This window comes from Sporosarcina sp. Marseille-Q4943 (genome assembly GCF_943736995.1).
Lineage (GTDB): Bacteria > Bacillota > Bacilli > Bacillales_A > Planococcaceae > Sporosarcina.
The window spans coordinates 1,245,883-1,263,217 of sequence record NZ_CALSFT010000002.1; the positions used below are offsets into that span (position 1 = coordinate 1,245,883).

17 protein-coding genes are annotated in these 17,335 nt (G+C 44.5%); 16 read left to right on the forward strand and 1 reads right to left on the reverse strand.

From position 1 onward, the window contains the following. Nucleotides 1–7: 7 nt before the first annotated feature. From NIT04_RS06030 to uvrC, 11 genes are all read left to right on the forward strand, one after another. A complete protein-coding gene (locus tag NIT04_RS06030) occupies nucleotides 8–2,362 on the forward strand; it encodes an endonuclease MutS2 (RefSeq protein ID WP_252502686.1) in 2,355 nt (784 codons plus the stop codon). An 81-nt stretch (nucleotides 2,363–2,443) separates the two neighbouring features. Continuing rightward, nucleotides 2,444–2,857 (forward strand): DUF350 domain-containing protein, encoded by a 414-nt coding sequence (locus NIT04_RS06035; protein ID WP_252502687.1) that lies wholly within the window; start codon nucleotides 2,444–2,446, stop codon nucleotides 2,855–2,857. 226 nt (nucleotides 2,858–3,083) lie between these two features. Further along, a complete protein-coding gene (locus NIT04_RS06040; RefSeq protein ID WP_252502688.1) occupies nucleotides 3,084–4,781 on the forward strand; it encodes a long-chain-fatty-acid--CoA ligase in 1,698 nt (565 codons plus the stop codon). 90 nt (nucleotides 4,782–4,871) lie between these two features. After that, a complete protein-coding gene (locus NIT04_RS06045) occupies nucleotides 4,872–5,453 on the forward strand; it encodes a TetR/AcrR family transcriptional regulator (protein ID WP_252502689.1) in 582 nt (193 codons plus the stop codon). A gap of 56 nt (nucleotides 5,454–5,509) precedes the next feature. Further along, nucleotides 5,510–6,283 (forward strand): enoyl-CoA hydratase, encoded by a 774-nt coding sequence (locus tag NIT04_RS06050; protein WP_252502690.1) that lies wholly within the window; start codon nucleotides 5,510–5,512, stop codon nucleotides 6,281–6,283. A gap of 21 nt (nucleotides 6,284–6,304) precedes the next feature. Next, nucleotides 6,305–7,078, forward strand: coding sequence for an electron transfer flavoprotein subunit beta/FixA family protein (locus NIT04_RS06055; RefSeq protein ID WP_252502691.1), 774 nt, complete (start codon nucleotides 6,305–6,307; stop codon nucleotides 7,076–7,078). A 32-nt stretch (nucleotides 7,079–7,110) separates the two neighbouring features. Continuing rightward, entirely contained in the window at nucleotides 7,111–8,085 is a 975-nt protein-coding gene (locus tag NIT04_RS06060) for an electron transfer flavoprotein subunit alpha/FixB family protein (protein WP_252502692.1), read from the forward strand. Between the two features lie 383 nt (nucleotides 8,086–8,468). Continuing rightward, nucleotides 8,469–8,888: a DUF3775 domain-containing protein gene (locus tag NIT04_RS06065; RefSeq protein ID WP_252502693.1), complete on the forward strand. Its 420-nt coding sequence runs from the start codon at nucleotides 8,469–8,471 to the stop codon at nucleotides 8,886–8,888. A gap of 444 nt (nucleotides 8,889–9,332) precedes the next feature. Beyond that, nucleotides 9,333–9,710, forward strand: coding sequence for a VOC family protein (locus NIT04_RS06070; protein WP_252502694.1), 378 nt, complete (start codon nucleotides 9,333–9,335; stop codon nucleotides 9,708–9,710). Between the two features lie 350 nt (nucleotides 9,711–10,060). Beyond that, complete coding sequence (gene trxA, locus NIT04_RS06075; RefSeq protein ID WP_252502695.1) at nucleotides 10,061–10,375, forward strand: thioredoxin; 315 nt, start codon at nucleotides 10,061–10,063, stop codon at nucleotides 10,373–10,375. 58 nt (nucleotides 10,376–10,433) lie between these two features. After that, nucleotides 10,434–12,212, forward strand: coding sequence for an excinuclease ABC subunit UvrC (uvrC, locus tag NIT04_RS06080; RefSeq protein WP_252502696.1), 1,779 nt, complete (start codon nucleotides 10,434–10,436; stop codon nucleotides 12,210–12,212). Nucleotides 12,213–12,298: 86 nt separating this feature from the next. Here the strand turns inward: uvrC and NIT04_RS06085 are convergent, their stop codons facing one another. Next, nucleotides 12,299–12,715, reverse strand: a complete 417-nt coding sequence (locus NIT04_RS06085; RefSeq protein WP_252502697.1) for a YslB family protein — start codon at nucleotides 12,713–12,715, stop codon at nucleotides 12,299–12,301. A 218-nt stretch (nucleotides 12,716–12,933) separates the two neighbouring features. Between NIT04_RS06085 and NIT04_RS06090 the strand changes: the two genes are divergently transcribed. The 5 genes from NIT04_RS06090 (at nucleotide 12,934) to NIT04_RS06110 (ending at nucleotide 17,284) form a co-directional block, all read left to right on the forward strand. Beyond that, entirely contained in the window at nucleotides 12,934–13,542 is a 609-nt protein-coding gene (locus tag NIT04_RS06090) for a succinate dehydrogenase cytochrome b558 subunit (protein WP_252502698.1), read from the forward strand. Between the two features lie 55 nt (nucleotides 13,543–13,597). Continuing rightward, a complete protein-coding gene (gene sdhA, locus NIT04_RS06095; protein ID WP_252502699.1) occupies nucleotides 13,598–15,352 on the forward strand; it encodes a succinate dehydrogenase flavoprotein subunit in 1,755 nt (584 codons plus the stop codon). Between the two features lie 5 nt (nucleotides 15,353–15,357). Continuing rightward, nucleotides 15,358–16,158: a succinate dehydrogenase iron-sulfur subunit gene (gene sdhB / locus NIT04_RS06100; protein WP_252502700.1), complete on the forward strand. Its 801-nt coding sequence runs from the start codon at nucleotides 15,358–15,360 to the stop codon at nucleotides 16,156–16,158. Between the two features lie 379 nt (nucleotides 16,159–16,537). After that, nucleotides 16,538–16,984, forward strand: a complete 447-nt coding sequence (locus tag NIT04_RS06105; RefSeq protein WP_252502701.1) for a thioesterase family protein — start codon at nucleotides 16,538–16,540, stop codon at nucleotides 16,982–16,984. 87 nt (nucleotides 16,985–17,071) lie between these two features. Then, nucleotides 17,072–17,284 (forward strand): LuxR C-terminal-related transcriptional regulator, encoded by a 213-nt coding sequence (locus NIT04_RS06110; protein WP_060204861.1) that lies wholly within the window; start codon nucleotides 17,072–17,074, stop codon nucleotides 17,282–17,284. Nucleotides 17,285–17,335 lie beyond the last annotated feature (51 nt).

Here is a 17,335-nt window from a genome sequence, read left to right on the forward strand (position 1 = left end):
TAAGGCATTGGAAAACCGTGTCTTGAAAACACTTGAGTTTGATAAAATCCGGGATGTCGTAGCGACATACTGCACGTCATCCGCAGGAAGATCATATATGGAAAAACTGGTTCCTGTTAGCAACTTTCAGGAAGTTGTCCGCTTGCTCGAAGAGACGGACGAAGGGCTCGCTATATTGAGAGTTAGAGGGAACGTGCCGATGGGGGGCATCAGCGACGTACGCCCGCATGCAAAACGTGCGCAAATTGGCGGCGTGCTCAGTGCATATGAGTTGATGGAGACCGCGAATACGATACGTGCGAGTAGGATTCTGAGACAATTCATCGAATCGGTCGATGACGATGAGGATATTGAAATCCCTCATTTTATAGCCAAGAAAGAGGCATTGCCAATCCTTACCGGACTTGAGCATGAGATCAACGCTGCCATTGACGAAAATGGACATGTCGTCGACAGTGCTTCAGGCACGCTCCGATCGATTCGTCAAAGCTTGCGCATCCAAGAGGGACGTGTCCGCGAGAAGCTCGAAGGGTACACACGTGGGCGGAATGCATCGAAAATGCTATCAGATTCTATCGTGACGATTCGGAACGATAGATACGTCATCCCCGTAAAATCCGAATACCGATCTCACTTCGGGGGAGTGATCCATGATATGTCATCATCCGGGCAGACGTTGTTCATAGAGCCGGATGCTGTCGTGCAAGCGAATAATGAAATCCGCAACTTGAAGATGAAAGAGAAGGATGAAATTGAAAAGATCTTGCAGGAGCTGTCCGTGAAAGTGCAACAGGTTGCCCATGATCTTTTTGTCCTTGTCGATATATTATCCGAAATCGACATCATTCTCGCAAAATCGAAATATGGAATTGCCCATAAATGTACGAAGCCGGAAGTGAATGATGAAGGTTATATCCGCCTGGCGAAAGCACGCCATCCTTTGTTGCCGATCGAACAAGCAGTTGCCAATACGATTGAGTTTGGTAAAGATATTACTACAATCGTCATCACGGGCCCGAATACGGGAGGGAAGACCGTCACGTTGAAGACGGTTGGACTTTGTACATTGATGGCTCAGGCGGGGCTTCCAATTCCTGCTCTGGACGGGTCGGAAGTTGCCGTTTTCGACTCCGTATACGCGGATATAGGCGATGAACAGTCGATCGAGCAAAGCCTCAGTACGTTTTCATCTCATATGGTGAACCTTGTCGATATCCTGAAGAAATTCGACTCGCGTTCGTTGCTCATTTTCGATGAACTCGGTTCAGGCACTGATCCGCAGGAAGGGGCGGCATTGGCTATCTCCATATTGGATGAAGTGCATGGGACTGGCGCTAGAGTGATGGCCACTACGCACTATCCTGAGTTGAAGGCTTACGGCTATAATCGTCCGGGTGTGGCGAATGCGAGCGTGGAATTTGATATTGATACGTTGAGTCCGACTTATCGTTTGTTAATAGGGGTACCCGGTAGAAGTAACGCATTTGAAATCTCAAAACGTCTCGGTCTGAATGAACATATCATCAATCGGGCGAAGAAATTCACGGGAACAGACCGCGGAGAAGTGGATTCAATGATCGCCTCATTGGAATCAAGCAGAGTCCAATCCGAAAAAGACGCCGAGCAGACACATGCCTTGCTCATTGAAACGGAAAAACTGAAACGTGAATTGGAGACGAAGCTTTCCGAATTCGATGATATGAAAGAAAAGCTAATTGATGGTGCAAAAGAGAAAGCGAAAAAAATTGTAGAAGAAGCGCGTGTCGAATCGGAGGCAGTCATTTCCGATTTGCGGGCAATGCGCTTAAACGCTGGAGCGAACGTCAAAGAACATGAGTTAATTGAAGCCCGTAAACGTCTCGAAGGCGCCGCGCCGGAAGAGAAGAAGAAAAAGCTTCAAGCGAAGGCGGCTCCAAGGCCTTTAGAAGCCGGTGATGAAGTGAAGGTCATCACATATGGGCAGAAGGGAACGCTTGTTGAAAAGGTTTCTGCAAACGAATGGATTGTCCAAATCGGCATTTTGAAAATGAAGCTGGATGAATCGGTGCTGGAATATACAAAGCCTGAAAAAGTAAAGGACACTGTCGTCTCCGCATCTGTCAGAGGAAGGGATTCGTACGTCAAGTTGGAGCTTGACCTACGTGGTGAACGATATGAAGATGCATTGCACCGAACGGAAAAATATTTGGACGATGCATTGCTATCCAATTATCATCAAGTATCGATCATCCACGGAAAAGGGACAGGTGCTTTGCGGCAAGGGGTTCAAGCATACTTGAAAAACCATCCGCGCGTGAAAAGCTACCGTTATGGGGAAGCGGGTGAAGGTGGCCACGGAGTGACAGTCGTAGAGTTGAAGTGAAAAGTTTTAAGGAAAAATGAAACTTTCCCGGTTTGCTTTCGTAGAGGAAAGGATGAATGAATTTCAAAGGAGTCAAAATGAATGACGAAAACTGAGTTTTGGAGTCATCCCCTTGTGGAAACTACAGGGTATTTCAGCGTTGTAGTCCTTTGCCTCATCTTTTCGATGGTGCTATTTGAACTTGTAACGAAATATAACAACTGGGAAGAAATTCGGAAGGGGAATATGGCGGTCGCGATGGCGACAGGCGGGAAAATATTTGGAGTGGCAAATATTTTCCGATATTCAATTGAGCAGCATAATACATTGCCGCAAATGATCGGATGGGGCCTATTCGGTTTTATCCTGCTCGTCATCGCGTACATCCTTTTTGAGTTCCTAACGCCGAAGTTCAATATTGATAAGGAAATTGAAGAGGATAACCGATCCGTCGGTTTCATTTCACTGACAATATCGGTAGGCTTATCGTTTGTCATCGGTGCCAGCATTTCATAGGAGACTTATTATGGAAAAACTATCTAAGATATTAATCGTCGTCTGTGTACTTTTTGTTGTTGTAGGAGTCTACTGGATGTTAACGAATACGCCTTGACTGAAATTTGCCGGTCAAGGCATTTTTTCTCTATAAAAATAATATTCTATTTGAAAGCGGATTCATTTACCGATATAATATATAAAGAAGGAATTTTCTAAGTATTGGAATGGGAAAAGGGGGGTTACAATGATAGAAAGACCATGGCTGGATATGTATCCGCCAGAAATACCGAAGTCGATCGACTATGATCGGATTCCGCTTCAAGAATTCTTGACGAGATCAAGTACCAAGTTTCCCGCAAAGACGGCAATGCATTTCATGGGCAAGGACATCAGCTATAAAGAATTCCATGAATCGGCATTGAAATTTGCTAACTACTTGCGTTCGCTAGGCATTGAGAAGGGGGATCGCGTCGCAATCATGCTTCCGAACTGTCCTCAAAGCGCAATCGCCTACTATGGCATCCTCTACATAGGAGGAATTGTCGTGCAGACGAATCCGCTCTATACAGAGAGGGAATTGGCTTATCAGATGGTGGATTCCGGAGCAAAGGCGATCATCTCACTCGATATTCTATTCGGACGGATTACGAAGGTCGTCAAGGAGACAAAGTTGGAGCATGTCATCATAACCGGAATTAAAGATTACTTACCGTTTCCGAAAAACCTTATTTATCCGTTCATCCAGAAAAAAGAGCATGGCATCATCGTGAAAGTGGAACATCGGGGTATGAACCATCTTTTTACCGAAATAATGAAAATAGCAAAACCTGATCCGGTTTCATATGATTTTAATTTCGAGGAAGATATTGCATTGCTTCAGTATACAGGGGGAACAACGGGACCGCCGAAAGGTGTCATGCTGACTCATGCCAATTTGATCAGCAACGCGCAAATGTGCAATGCATGGTTGTATAAATGCAAGGATGGCGAGGAGACGGTAATGGGGATTCTGCCATTCTTCCACGTGTATGGCATGACGACTGTTCTCATCTTATCGGTCATGTTGGGCAATAAGATGGTGTTGATACCAAAATTCGATTTCGATACTGCGTTGAAGGCGATCGATAAACAAAAACCGACTCTATTCCCGGGAGCTCCGACAATTTATATCGGATTGCTGAATCACCCAGAGCTGGCGAAATATGACCTATCATCCATCAAAGCGTGTATAAGCGGATCAGCTGCGTTGCCTGTCGAACTGCAGGAAAGATTTGAAAAGGTTACCGGAGGAAAGCTTGTTGAAGGATATGGTTTGACAGAGACATCACCTGTTGCCATCGCGAATTTCGTATGGGAGGAAAGACGCGTGAAAGGGTCTATCGGTGTTCCTTGGCCGGATACGGATGCGTGCATTTTAGGTCCTGAATCGAAGGAGCCTCTGCCGAATGGGGAAGTTGGGGAGATTGCAGTAAAAGGCCCGCAAGTGATGAGGGGTTATTGGAACCGACCGGAGGAAACTGCTGAGACATTTAGAGATGGATGGCTATTGACTGGAGATTTAGGGTATATGGATGACGAAGGCCATTTCTATGTCGTTGACAGGAAAAAGGATATGATCATTGCGAGTGGCTTCAATATATATCCGCGCGAGATCGAAGAAGTCCTTTACGAGCACGAAGCAATTCAAGAGTGTGTCGTCGCGGGCGTTCCGGATCCATACCGAGGAGAAACAGTAAAAGCGTACATTGTTCTAAAAGCAGGGAAGTCGGTGACGGAAGAAGAACTGGATACGTATTGCCGTGAACATTTGGCTTCATTTAAAGTGCCGCGCAAATATGACTTCAGGAAAGAGTTGCCGAAAACTGCCGTCGGAAAAATATTGCGGCGTGCTCTCGTAGAGGAAGAGAAGAAGAAGATGGAACAGGAATTGCAAACTTCCTGACGAAAGACTTGACGATAATCAAATAAACGATTAATATGAAAATATGAATGAATCATCATTCATATTTTCTTCTTTTTGGTGGTGAAAAAATTGAAACGCGATAAACCTAAATATAAACAGATAGTGGATGCCGCCGTCATCGTCATTGCCGAAAACGGTTATCATCAGGCGCAAGTCTCGAAGATCGCCAAGGAAGCAGGCGTTGCCGACGGAACGATATACCTTTATTTCAAAAATAAAGAGGATATCCTTATTTCCGTCTTCCGGGAGAAGATGGGCGTCTTTGTCGATAACGTGAAAGAGATCTTGCAAAAAGAAATCTCGGCGACAGAGATGCTTGCAAAGATGATTGAAAACCATTTCAGTTTGCTCAATGGCGACCGCCACCTAGCCATTGTAACCCAGTTGGAATTACGGCAATCCAACAAAGATCTTCGATACAGAATCAACGAAGTATTGAAGGAGTATTTGACGTTGCTCGATACCATTTTAAAAGAAGGTATCGAAAAAGGTGAGTTTGACGAGCATATCGACATCCGGCTGGCGCGTCAAATGGTATTCGGGACGATAGACGAAACAATCACCTCATGGGTAATGAATGATCAAAAATATGATTTAATGAAATTGGCACCAGAAGTCCATCGCTTACTTTTAAATGGAATGAAAGCGTAAATCCGGATGACGAATGAGCGATGTGGAAACGAGCATTTCGGAAAGGGTGGGAATGAATGGAGTTCTTGAAAATCGTTGTTGAAGATGGAGTAGCATCCGTTTCAATCAACCGACCGCCGGCCAATGCCTTATCTAGCGGTCTCATCCAAGAGATTGACCAAATGTTGGATAAAGTTGAGCATGACGAATCCGTCAGAGTCATCATGCTCCACGGAGAAGGTAAATTCTTTTCAGCAGGCGCTGACATTAAGGAATTTACGACAGTGACATCCGGCGAACAATTTTCACAGCTTGCTTCAGCAGGTCAGGACGTGTTTGAACGGATGGAAAGCTTCAAAAAGCCGATCATTGCCGCTATCCATGGAGCAGCGCTCGGTGGAGGGTTGGAATTGGCAATGGGTTGCCATATCCGGCTAGTTACGGAGAAGGCTAAACTCGGATTGCCGGAATTGCAATTGGGTCTCATTCCCGGGTTTGCCGGCACTCAGCGCTTGCCACGGTATGTCGGAGTGGCGAAGGCGGCTGAAATGCTGTTGACGAGCGATCCGATTTCCGGAGAAGAAGCTGTCCGTTGGGGACTAGCTAATCATGCATTCCCGGAGGAAGAGCTGCTTCCAAAGGCAATGGAGTTGGCAAAAAAGATTGCGAAGAAAAGTCCTATTGCAATGAAGGCAGCCCTCCGCATGCTTCAATACACGAAGACAGACTCGTTCTACGAAGGGGTGAAGGCTGAGGCCGATTCATTCGGAGAGGTTTTCGTCTCAGAGGATGCAAAAGAAGGTATCCAAGCATTCATTGACAAAAGGGAACCACAATTCAAAGGGAATTAATAAGCCAGGGAGGTTTACAATATGAACATTTATGCATTGGTGAAACGAACTTTTGACACTGAGGAGAAGATCGCTGTATCAAACGGAAAAATCGTTGAAGACGGCGCGGAATTCATCATTAATCCTTACGACGAATATGCAATTGAAGAAGCGATCCAAGTACGCGATGAGCACGGCGGTGAAGTGACAGTCATTACAATCGGTGACGAAGAAGCGGAAAAACAACTTCGTACGGCGTTGGCCATGGGGGCGGACAAAGCTGTCCTTATTAATACCGAGGACGACTTGGATGAGATGGACGAGTTCACTGCGGCTAAAATCATCGCAGAATACTTGAAAGACAAAAATGCAGATTTGATCCTTGCAGGGAACGTTGCGATCGATGGCGGCTCCGGGCAAGTGGGACCACGTGTTGCGGAACTGCTAGGAATCAATTATGTTACGACAATTACAAACTTGGAAATCAATGGCACTTCCGTCAAAATCATTCGCGATGTCGAAGGAGATTCTGAGACTATTGAAACTTCATTGCCATTACTAGTCACAGCACAACAAGGATTGAACGAGCCTCGCTATCCTTCTCTACCAGGTATCATGAAGGCGAAGAAAAAGCCGCTTGATGAACTGGAATTGGATGATCTCGATCTTGATGAGGATGATGTGGAAGCGAAAACGGAAACGGTTGAAATTTATCTTCCGCCTCAAAAAGCGGCTGGACGCATCCTTGAAGGCGACTTGTCCGATCAGGTGAAAGAGCTCGTGGATCTTCTGAATAAAGAAGCAAAAGTGCTTTGATTGAATTCATATTGTAATGGGAGGGACTCTATATGTCTAAAAAAGTAGTAGTACTTGGTGAAGCTCGTGAAGGTGCATTACGGAACGTTTCATTCGAAGCGGTTGCAGCTGCCAAAGCAGTAGCTGGCGGCGGGGAAATCGTTGGTTTACTATTTGGGGATGCAGTTCAATCATTAGGGGAAGAAATGATCAAATACGGTGCGGATCGTGTTATCACTGTGGAGCATCCCCATTTAAAACATTATACATCAGACGGCTTCGGCCAAGCTTTTATGGCTGTGTATGAGCAGGAAAAGCCAGACGCCATCGTTTTCGGCCATACTGCTTTAGGCAAGGATCTGTCTCCGAAGATTGCTAGTAAACTAGAATCAGGATTGATATCCGATGTGACTGCAATCGAAGGGGAAGGCGACGACGCGGTATTTGTCCGCCCGATTTATTCCGGCAAGGCGTTTGAAATAGTAAAGAACAAAGAAGGGCTTCTCTTCATTACTGTCCGCCCAAACAATATTGAAGCGCTTGCGAAAGACGAAAGCCGCTCAGGTGACGTTTCTTCCGTTTCGGTTGATATTACTAACCTTCGCTCAATCATTAGCGAAGTCGTTCGTAAGTCAACGGAAGGCGTCGATTTATCAGAGGCGAAAGTCGTCGTCGCTGGCGGCCGCGGTGTGAAGAGTGCGGAGGGCTTCGCGCCTCTTGAAGAATTGGCACAATTGCTCGGCGGTGCAGTAGGTGCATCCCGAGGAGCGTGTGATGCGGACTACTGCGATTATTCCTTGCAAATCGGGCAGACGGGTAAAGTCGTGACACCTGATCTGTACATAGCTGCTGGAATTTCAGGCGCAATCCAGCACATGGCTGGAATGTCAAACTCAAAAGTGATCGTCGCCATCAATAAAGACCCAGAAGCAAACATTTTCAAAGTAGCAGACTACGGCATCGTAGGAGACTTGTTCGAAGTCATCCCGATGATGATCGAAGAAATCAAGAAAATCAAAACAAACTAAGATTACTAGGATCCTGTTGATTCAGGAGCCTCAGACTGTAGACAAACACCAAGAGTTTCGGTGTTTGCCTACGGTCTTTTTTCTTTATAAATAGAGATAAAGCTAACAATGTTGATTTCCGCTGCGAGCGGACGCTTTCCACTCCAATCAACGGTGTTTCCTATTAAATGAATGCGCTGTTATATATGATGACGAAGAATCAATGAGCGCGAACTGTTGAAAATGCTGCCCATTGAATAACCAACGTAAAAGGCATAAAGATTAAATAAATTGATAATTTTGAAGGGTGTAAGATATTTTGTGGTAAAATAAACTAGAAGTGTTTGTGACGAGTCTATACAACAAACGGACCAGATTGATTTACTAAACAGGGGGGAGTTAAAATGGTGAATTCATTGTTCATTGATAAAAATCAAATCTTTAGAGATGTAATTCGTTTAGCTGAAACTTGGAAAAATGCTCATGATTCGTCTGGATTTGAAGGTGGAAGTATTACAGAAATGCTGGCTTTCGAAGCTACATCCGAGGGCCGAAAAATTAATGAATTGGCAATTGAACTAGATAATTATCTACAATCATTGAATTATGATGACATAAAAATGTTACAAACTGTAATGTACCTTGGAAGAGATCAAGATTATGATGGATCCCTTCATCCTCACCTTATTTATAAAAATGAGTTTGACTACTTTGAAAAACATGGTTGGGTTAGCAAAGAGGTTGAGATTAATCAAATGACTGAGAAACTGCCTTTAGCTGATTACTTAAAGTCTGGTTTAGATATACTTAAGGTTTCTCTATAGTCACTGGCAAATGGGTGAATAATATAAAGGAAGAAATTAGTTGATGGGATATCGGAAGACGGCCGACTCCTGTGGGATTTAGCATGAATGATGAGACCCCGCAGAAGCGAAGTGACAAGGAGGCACATCCGCGCCCCGCGAAAAATCGTACAGTCTATAGCTAAAATTAAGGTGTCATCCACTATATCGTTATAGGGCACATTAGTGGCACAAGACAATTTAAGGGGTGGCGCGCAATTTCTTTTATTTAGTCTTCCTTTCACCATGTCAGGTTAGTTGAATCTTCCGCTTCGAACGCAGCATTAAAAAAAGTCTAAAACCCATGTATACCAAGGGTTTTAGGTTTCTCATCAATCGGACGTACTTATTGGATAAGGAACTACGCCTATTCAGCATAAGAGCCATTTTGTTGAGTGGTAGTATTAAGAGAGGTGAGAAGAAAATATGAGTGTACTATTTAGAGTAGAGTTGTATGTAAAGGACATTGAGGAATCCTTGAAATTTTATCAAGATATTATTGGACTGGAACTCTACGGTCGAAATGAACGTTCTGGTCGCTTCAATTACGATTGCTTTTCATTGTTAATCGCTTCTGAATCAATCCTAGGGGATGAACATTATTTTAACAGTAAAGCTAAAAGCGATGTTAAAGGAAATGGTTTTGAATTAATTATTGTTGTAGATGAATTGGAAAAAGTTTATCAGCGATGTCTCAAATGCAACTATCCAATTGAAGTTGATGTAGAAAAATACCCTTGGAATATGAGAGGTTTTAAGATTGCTGATCCAGATGGATACTTTTTGAGAATTACTTCCAAATGATTTCAACAATCGGGCGCGATTGTAGCACAAAACAATTAAAGGGATGGTCATTGCCATCTCTTTTTTTGGCAAGTGTAGTACTTAAGCAAGTTTGGAAAGGGGTTTTATTTCCAAATTTCAGGTTAGTTGCACTTGCCGTTGATTGAAGCGTAAGGCGGCGACTCCTGGGGGATTAGCGGACAGGTGAGACCCCGCAGTGTCGAGCAGCGACCGAGGAGGCTCACCGCCCGCCCCCCGGAAAGCGTCCGCCTGAAGCGAAAATCAACATTAGAAGCAGATGTTTCGCCCGTAAATATTCGACATGCTATAATGCAATCATAGTTAGATTCACTAAAGGAGGAAATAAAGAAATGGCTATTCTTCATGCAACTGACCAAGACTTTAAAGAACAAACTAAAGACGGCCTCGTCCTAGTTGACTTCTGGGCAACATGGTGCGGACCTTGCAAAATGATCGCTCCTGTATTGGAGGAACTCGACCAAGACCTTAACGGCAAAGCGAAAATTGTTAAAGTCGACGTAGACGAAAACCAAGCAACTGCTGGCGAATACGGCATCATGTCTATCCCGACACTTGTCCTTTTCAAAGATGGGGAAATTGTCGACAAAGTTGTCGGTTTCCAACCGAAAGAACAACTTGCTGAATTGATCGAAAAACACGCGTAATGGATTACTTGAAACCGGGAACCTTCATAGGAACCCGGTTTTTTGGTAGGTGAGGAAGATGAATGAAAAAATAGAGCATAAATTGTCCTTGCTGCCGGACTTGCCTGGCTGCTACTTAATGAAGGATCGCCAAGGCACAATCATCTATGTAGGTAAGGCTAAAATATTGAAAAACAGGGTCCGGAGTTATTTCACCGGTTCCCATGACGCAAAAACACAGCGCCTCGTCGGGGAAATCGAGGACTTTGAATATATTATCACATCATCGGATATCGAGGCGCTCATCTTGGAGTTGAACCTCATCAAACAGCATGATCCGAAATACAATATCATGCTGAAAGACGACAAGACGTATCCCTACTTGAAAATCACTTCAGAACGTCATCCGAAACTGATTGTTACAAGGCAACTTAAAAAGGATAAAGGAAAGTATTTCGGACCTTATCCGAACGCCACAGCTGCTCATGAAACGAAAAAGTTGCTCGACCGGTTATATCCATATCGAAAATGCCATCAGCTGCCGGACCGTGTCTGCCTGTACTATCATATGGGGCAATGCCTGGCACCATGTGTGAATGAAATAAAGCAGGAAACATACAAAGAAATGGTCGACGATATTAGCCGTTTCTTAAATGGTGGATATAAAAGCGTGAAAAAAGATCTGACGGAGAAAATGTCCGTAGCCGCCGAAAACCTAGAATTCGAGCGTGCAAAGGAATATCGGGACCAGATCGCCAATATCGAAGCGGTCATGGAGAAACAGACGATGATGATGAACGACTTCACAGACCGTGACGTTTTTGGGTATGCGGTTGAAAAAGGATGGATGTGCGTCCAAGTATTTTTCGTCCGACAAGGTAAATTGATTGAAAGGGATGTTTCCATTTTCCCTCTATATCAGGACCCTGAGGAAGAGATGCTTACATTCATCGGTCAATTTTACGGCAAGACCGGTCATCTCCTGCCGAAGGAGATATTATTGCCGGAAGGAATCGACCAAGAAATCGTGCAGCAATTGCTGAATGTGAATGTGTTCATCCCACAGCGGGGGAAGAAAAAGGATTTAGTGAAGTTATCGAATAAAAATGCTGAAATTTCATTGCGGGAAAAATTCCAGCTCATTGAACGCCAAGAACAGAGGACAATCGGTGCTTGCGAAGAACTCGGAGAGGCGATGAGGATTTCGACTCCACTGCGGATTGAAGCCTTTGATAACTCCCATACCGGGGGCGTCGATCCGGTTTCTGCGATGGTATCCTTTGTTGATGGAAGACCGAACCGGAAAGATTACAGGAAATACAAGACGAGGACTGCGGCTGCTCATGACGATTATGGAGCGATGCGTGAAGTGATCAGAAGACGCTATGTCCGAGTGTTGAGAGATCATCTGCCGTTACCTGATCTGATCATCATCGATGGAGGAAAAGGACAGATGGAGATTGCTCGGGAAATAATCGAGGATGAACTCGGCCTGTCCATTCCAATAGCTGGCCTGGCGAAGGATGAAAAGCATCAGACTGCCCAATTGTTGTACGGGAATCCGGTAGAAGTCGTCCCGTTGAAGCGAACGAGCGAAGCATTCTATTTGCTCCAGCGGATACAGGATGAAGTGCATCGGTTCGTCATTACGTTCCATAGACAACGCAGGGATTCCAATTCATTAACATCTGTTTTGGACGGATTGCCAGGAGTTGGACCAAAGCGGAAGCAGCAACTGTTAAAGCATTTTGGTTCAATTAAGAAAATACGCGATGCAACTGTAGCCGAGCTGAATGATGCAGGTCTCCCAATGAAAGTTGCCGAAACGGTGATGGAGTATTTTAAAGAGGAAAAATGAAAAAGGGCTCTGATCGATTAACGATGAGCCCTTTTCCCTATCTAGCAATTATTCATATTAAGAAGAATGATGGGTAGCAAGAAAATTCATATTCTTGTTTTCGAGTCCCATTTTACGAGAAAGCGGACAAGCTTCTCTTTTGGGAATTTCTCACCATAGCATTCTGTGAGGACTCCATTCAGTTTTTGAAATTGTTCCGCAATGAAGCCGGCTTCCAACTGGTATGATCTGTTCTCAATCAATGTTGCCTCACTTTGCTCCAGAATGAACAATGCCTCGTCCTTTGCGGTCTTGCCTTCATGAGATACGAGAATTCCCCAACCTGCCTCTTGGAAAAAATCCGGGAGTTCATCGATTGAAAAAATGGGGAACTTCCTCGCAATATCTTTACCAGACCAGTAGAGGATTTCATCTTCATGTTTACCTAGTATGTTAGGGAGCACATGGTCCCTTATGATTTCATATCCTAATCGTGTCGGAGCTTCATATGTTTGTTTAGTCAACGATTATGCAGTCCTTTCAGGAGAATCGGGTCGTGTATGAACTTTTTGACAACGGTCTGCAAAAAGTCCAGATCGCCTTGACCTCCTCAAAAGTGAGGAGTACAATGAACATGTTATCATATTGTACCATTAAGAGGCATGCCGTCAACGTCCTTCATTTGTACAAACAGTGACGACGCATTTCGGACATATCTCTTAAATAAGGGAGGGTAAAAGACTTGTCGAGAGAATCAGATTTTTACTTGCGCCGACTTCATTCATTGCTCGGAGTTATTCCGGTTGGGTTGTTCCTCGCTCAACACTTGGTCATCAACCATTTTGCAACGCGCGGTGAAGAAGCGTTCAATAACGCATCCAATTTCATGGGGAGCTTACCGTTCGTCCTGTTCTTGGAATGGTTCATTATCTATATTCCGTTAATGTTCCATGCGTTTTATGGTGTGTACATAGCTTTCACTGCGAAAAATAATGTTCAGCGCTACGGCACATTCCGTAACTGGATGTTCATGTTGCAACGTGTAACAGGTGTTTTCCTAGTCGTTTTCATAGCGTGGCATATCTATGAAACGAGAATCCAGAAAGCACTTGGAGCAGAAGTGAACTTCAACATGATGGAAGAGATCCTTTCTAATCCGTTCATGCTTGCGTTCTATATTGCAGGTGTATTGGCAGCGACATTCCACTTGGCAAATGGCCTATGGTCGTTCGCTGTAACGTGGGGGATTTCACAATCGCCACGTTCACAAAAGATCGTTTCCTACATTACAATCCTAGCATTCTTAGTACTTTCCGTAATAGGTATACAAGCATTATTGGCATTCGTCTAATACAATCTAGTTCCTGAATTACAAGTATATGTAAAATTTGAGGAGTGAAACAACAATGGCAAAAGGCAGATTGATTGTCGTCGGTGGCGGACTTGCCGGCTTGATGGCAACTATCAAAGCTGCGGAAGAAGGGGTCGGGGTAGACCTGTTCTCACTCGTTCCGGTTAAACGCTCCCACTCCGTTTGTGCACAAGGCGGCATTAACGGCGCAGTGAATACAAAAGGTGAGGGTGACTCGCCTGCAATACACTTTGATGACACTGTATATGGTGGGGACTTCCTTGCGAACCAACCTCCTGTCAAAGCTATGGCTGAGGCGGCTCCGGGGATCATTCACTTGATGGACCGGATGGGTGTTATGTTTAACCGTACACCTGAAGGATTATTGGATTTCCGCCGTTTTGGCGGTACGTTGCATCACCGTACAGCTTTTGCTGGCGCTACGACAGGCCAACAACTTCTATATGCATTGGACGAGCAAGTTCGCCGTCATGAGGTGGCAGGTCTTGTTCAAAAGTTCGAGCATTGGGAATTTCTTGGGATCATCATGGATGATGAAGGAATTTGCCGAGGCATTAAAGCACAAAACATGCAGTCTATGGAAATTAAGGCGTTCCCTGGAGACGCGGTCATTATGGCGACTGGCGGACCTGGAATCATTTTCGGTAAATCGACAAACTCAGTAATCAATACAGGTTCCGCAGCTTCGATAGTTTATCAGCAAGGGGCTAAATATGCGAATGGTGAATTCATCCAAATTCACCCGACTGCTATTCCTGGAGATGACAAACTTCGTCTTATGAGTGAATCAGCTCGTGGTGAAGGTGGCCGTATTTGGACGTATAAAGACGGTAAGCCATGGTACTTCCTTGAAGAAAAATATCCTGATTACGGAAACTTGGTACCACGTGACATTGCGACACGTGAAATTTTTGATGTCTGCGTTAATCAAAAATTGGGTATTAACGGGGAAAACATGGTCTACCTTGACCTTTCCCATAAAGATCCGAAAGAACTTGATATCAAACTTGGCGGCATCATTGAAATCTATGAGAAATTTACAGGCGATGATCCACGCAAACTGCCGATGAAAATCTTCCCTGCGGTCCATTATTCGATGGGCGGACTATGGGTCGACTATGAGCAGCATACGAATATCCCTGGTCTGTTTGCTGCTGGTGAGTGTGATTACTCTCAACACGGTGCGAACCGTCTTGGAGCGAACTCATTGCTATCTGCCATCTATGGTGGAATGGTAGCAGGTCCAGAAGCGGTCAAGTATATGCGCGGCGTAAAACGCACTGCAGACGAGCTTCCATCGACATTGTTCGAAACAGCTGTGAAAGACGAACAGCAAAAATGGGACGCGACATTGAAGATGGATGGAAACGAGAATGCGTATATTCTGCATAGGGAACTCGGAGAAATCATGACTGATAACGTGACAGTTGTCCGTTACAACGATAAATTGCAAGAAACAGACTACAAGATTCAAGAGCTTCTAGAACGTTATGAAAACATCAATATTGTGGATACACAACAATGGTCTAACCAAGGCGCGACATTCACTCGCCAGTTGAAAAACATGCTATACTTGGCACGAGTCATCACTTTAGGAGCACTGAATCGTAATGAGAGCCGTGGCGCACATTACAAACCGGACTTCCCTGAACGTGACGACGAAAACTTCTTGAAAACGACGATTGCAGAATTCGATGGGAAATCTGCGCCGATCCTTTCTTATGAAGAAGTGGATGTATCCTTGATTCCGCCGCGTAAACGTGACTATTCAGCGAAGAAAGGAGATTGACATAAGTGACTGAGCAAACAACTGCTGTCCTTGAGCAGCAAACTGCAGAGAAAACGGTCCATTTTGAAATCCAGCGTCAAGACACGCCTGATTCAAAACCGTATTGGGAAAGCTTTAAAATCCCATACAGACCGAATATGAACGTCATTTCCGCTCTAATGGAAATCCGTCGTAACCCGGTGAATGCTGAAGGGAAGAAAACGACGCCAGTCAACTGGGACATGAACTGCCTTGAAGAAGTTTGTGGCGCATGTTCTATGGTGATCAACGGACGCCCTCGCCAATCTTGTACAGCTTTGGTCGATCAGCTTACACAGCCGATCCGCCTTGAGCCGATGAGAACATTCCCGGTAGTACGTGACTTGGTTGTAGACCGTGAGTTCATGTTCGATTCCCTCAAAAGAATCAAAGCTTGGATTCCAATCGATGGCACATACGATTTGGGCGAAGGTCCACGTATGCCGGAACGTAAACGCCAATGGGCTTACGAATTGTCAAAATGCATGACGTGCGGCGTCTGCCTAGAAGCTTGTCCGAACGTCAACGACAAAACGAACTTCATCGGACCGGCATTATTGTCTCAAGTTCGCCTATTCAACTCGCATCCGACAGGTGCAATGAACAAAGACGAGCGCTTGGAGACAATCATGTCTGACGGAGGAATCGGTGAATGCGGTAACTCGCAAAACTGTGTTGTCGCATGTCCAAAAGGAATTCCTTTGACAACATCCATTGCTGCGATGAACCGCGCAACGACAGTACAAATGTTCAAAAACTTCTTCGGAAGCGACCATATGGTTGACTGATTATACTTTTTTAAGGAACTGTCCGGAAAGTCATAAAATGACTTTCCGCGACAGTTCTTTTTTTGTAATCAAGTGGCCCCGCGCCCGAAGCCGGCTGCATATTTTGGAAATCTAATTATATTGGATCTTTGCTAACTATTTGCTATAATAAAAGAATGAATGTTCATTCATTTTATCTTTGTTCAGCATCAACCTATCTTTATAGGTGAAGGGATGAAATCAAGTTTTATCTTCTGTCCAGTGGATGTTCATTGGCCAGCTGAACAAAGATAAAGCCTCCGGCGGATGTCACGGATTTTGAAAGGTGTTAATTGTGCAAGCACAATTCAAAATCCGGGACGCAATTACGCCGAGGCGTAATTGATAAAGGGGAGTGGGTATGTTGAGGATTGCATATATTGATAACATGGAGAAGTGGATGGAAGAGTTCACGTTTTCAGTACCTGTGTCCGTCAGGTTTTCAGAAACGGATATGTACGGCCATTTAAACAATACCGTCACCTTCGCATATTTTGAATATGCGCGGATCGAATACTTAAAGCACGTCGGCCATATGGAAGAGTGGCTTGACCCGAAAGGAACGACAATACCAGTCGTTGCTGATCTGCAATGCGACTATATGAAGCAAGTATTCTTTGACGAGCAGTTGTCGATATATGTTAAAGCTGCATCTATCGGAAACAGCTCCGTCGACATTCATTATATGGCAAGAAATGCTAAGAACGAACTAGTTTTTACGGGAAGAGGGACGATTGTCCAAATCGATAGGACAACAGGCAAATCCGTTCCATGGAAAAACGATCAAAAATCCGGGTTTTCCTTGTAAAATGATGAACGAGCCGGCACAGCCTAAACCATCTTCACATATTGTAAAGTGAACGTGGATAGGAGGGGGCGCGTCTTGACAGGAGAAATGAAAAACCGTTCTTTGCTTACAGCAAGGGAGCGAGAAATCTTTCATCTATTAGTGGATGATCATACGACGAAAGAAATCGCAGGACGGCTCGGCATTAGCGAAAAAACCGTCCGGAATCATATTTCGAATACCATTCAGAAATTAGGAGTATCCGGAAGGGCACAAGCGATTGTCGAATTGTTGCGATTAGGGGAACTGAAACTGAATTAAGCAAATCTATTGTTGTTCCTTGGAGATTAGGCTCAAATCAACCGTCATTTA

What these genes read in the sequence shown, in the direction of transcription:
- NIT04_RS06035 (WP_252502687.1), top strand. Translation starts at nt 2,444, where the DNA reads ATGACGAAAACTGAGTTTTGGAGTCATCCCCTTGTGGAAACTACAGGG.
- NIT04_RS06040 (WP_252502688.1), top strand. Translation starts at nt 3,084, where the DNA reads ATGATAGAAAGACCATGGCTGGATATGTATCCGCCAGAAATACCGAAG.
- NIT04_RS06050 (WP_252502690.1), top strand. Translation starts at nt 5,510, where the DNA reads ATGGAGTTCTTGAAAATCGTTGTTGAAGATGGAGTAGCATCCGTTTCA.
- NIT04_RS06055 (WP_252502691.1), top strand. Translation starts at nt 6,305, where the DNA reads ATGAACATTTATGCATTGGTGAAACGAACTTTTGACACTGAGGAGAAG.
- NIT04_RS06060 (WP_252502692.1), top strand. Translation starts at nt 7,111, where the DNA reads ATGTCTAAAAAAGTAGTAGTACTTGGTGAAGCTCGTGAAGGTGCATTA.
- NIT04_RS06065 (WP_252502693.1), top strand. Translation starts at nt 8,469, where the DNA reads ATGGTGAATTCATTGTTCATTGATAAAAATCAAATCTTTAGAGATGTA.
- NIT04_RS06070 (WP_252502694.1), top strand. Translation starts at nt 9,333, where the DNA reads ATGAGTGTACTATTTAGAGTAGAGTTGTATGTAAAGGACATTGAGGAA.
- trxA (WP_252502695.1), top strand. Translation starts at nt 10,061, where the DNA reads ATGGCTATTCTTCATGCAACTGACCAAGACTTTAAAGAACAAACTAAA.
- uvrC (WP_252502696.1), top strand. Translation starts at nt 10,434, where the DNA reads ATGAATGAAAAAATAGAGCATAAATTGTCCTTGCTGCCGGACTTGCCT.
- sdhA (WP_252502699.1), top strand. Translation starts at nt 13,598, where the DNA reads ATGGCAAAAGGCAGATTGATTGTCGTCGGTGGCGGACTTGCCGGCTTG.
- NIT04_RS06105 (WP_252502701.1), top strand. Translation starts at nt 16,538, where the DNA reads ATGTTGAGGATTGCATATATTGATAACATGGAGAAGTGGATGGAAGAG.
- NIT04_RS06110 (WP_060204861.1), top strand. Translation starts at nt 17,072, where the DNA reads ATGAAAAACCGTTCTTTGCTTACAGCAAGGGAGCGAGAAATCTTTCAT.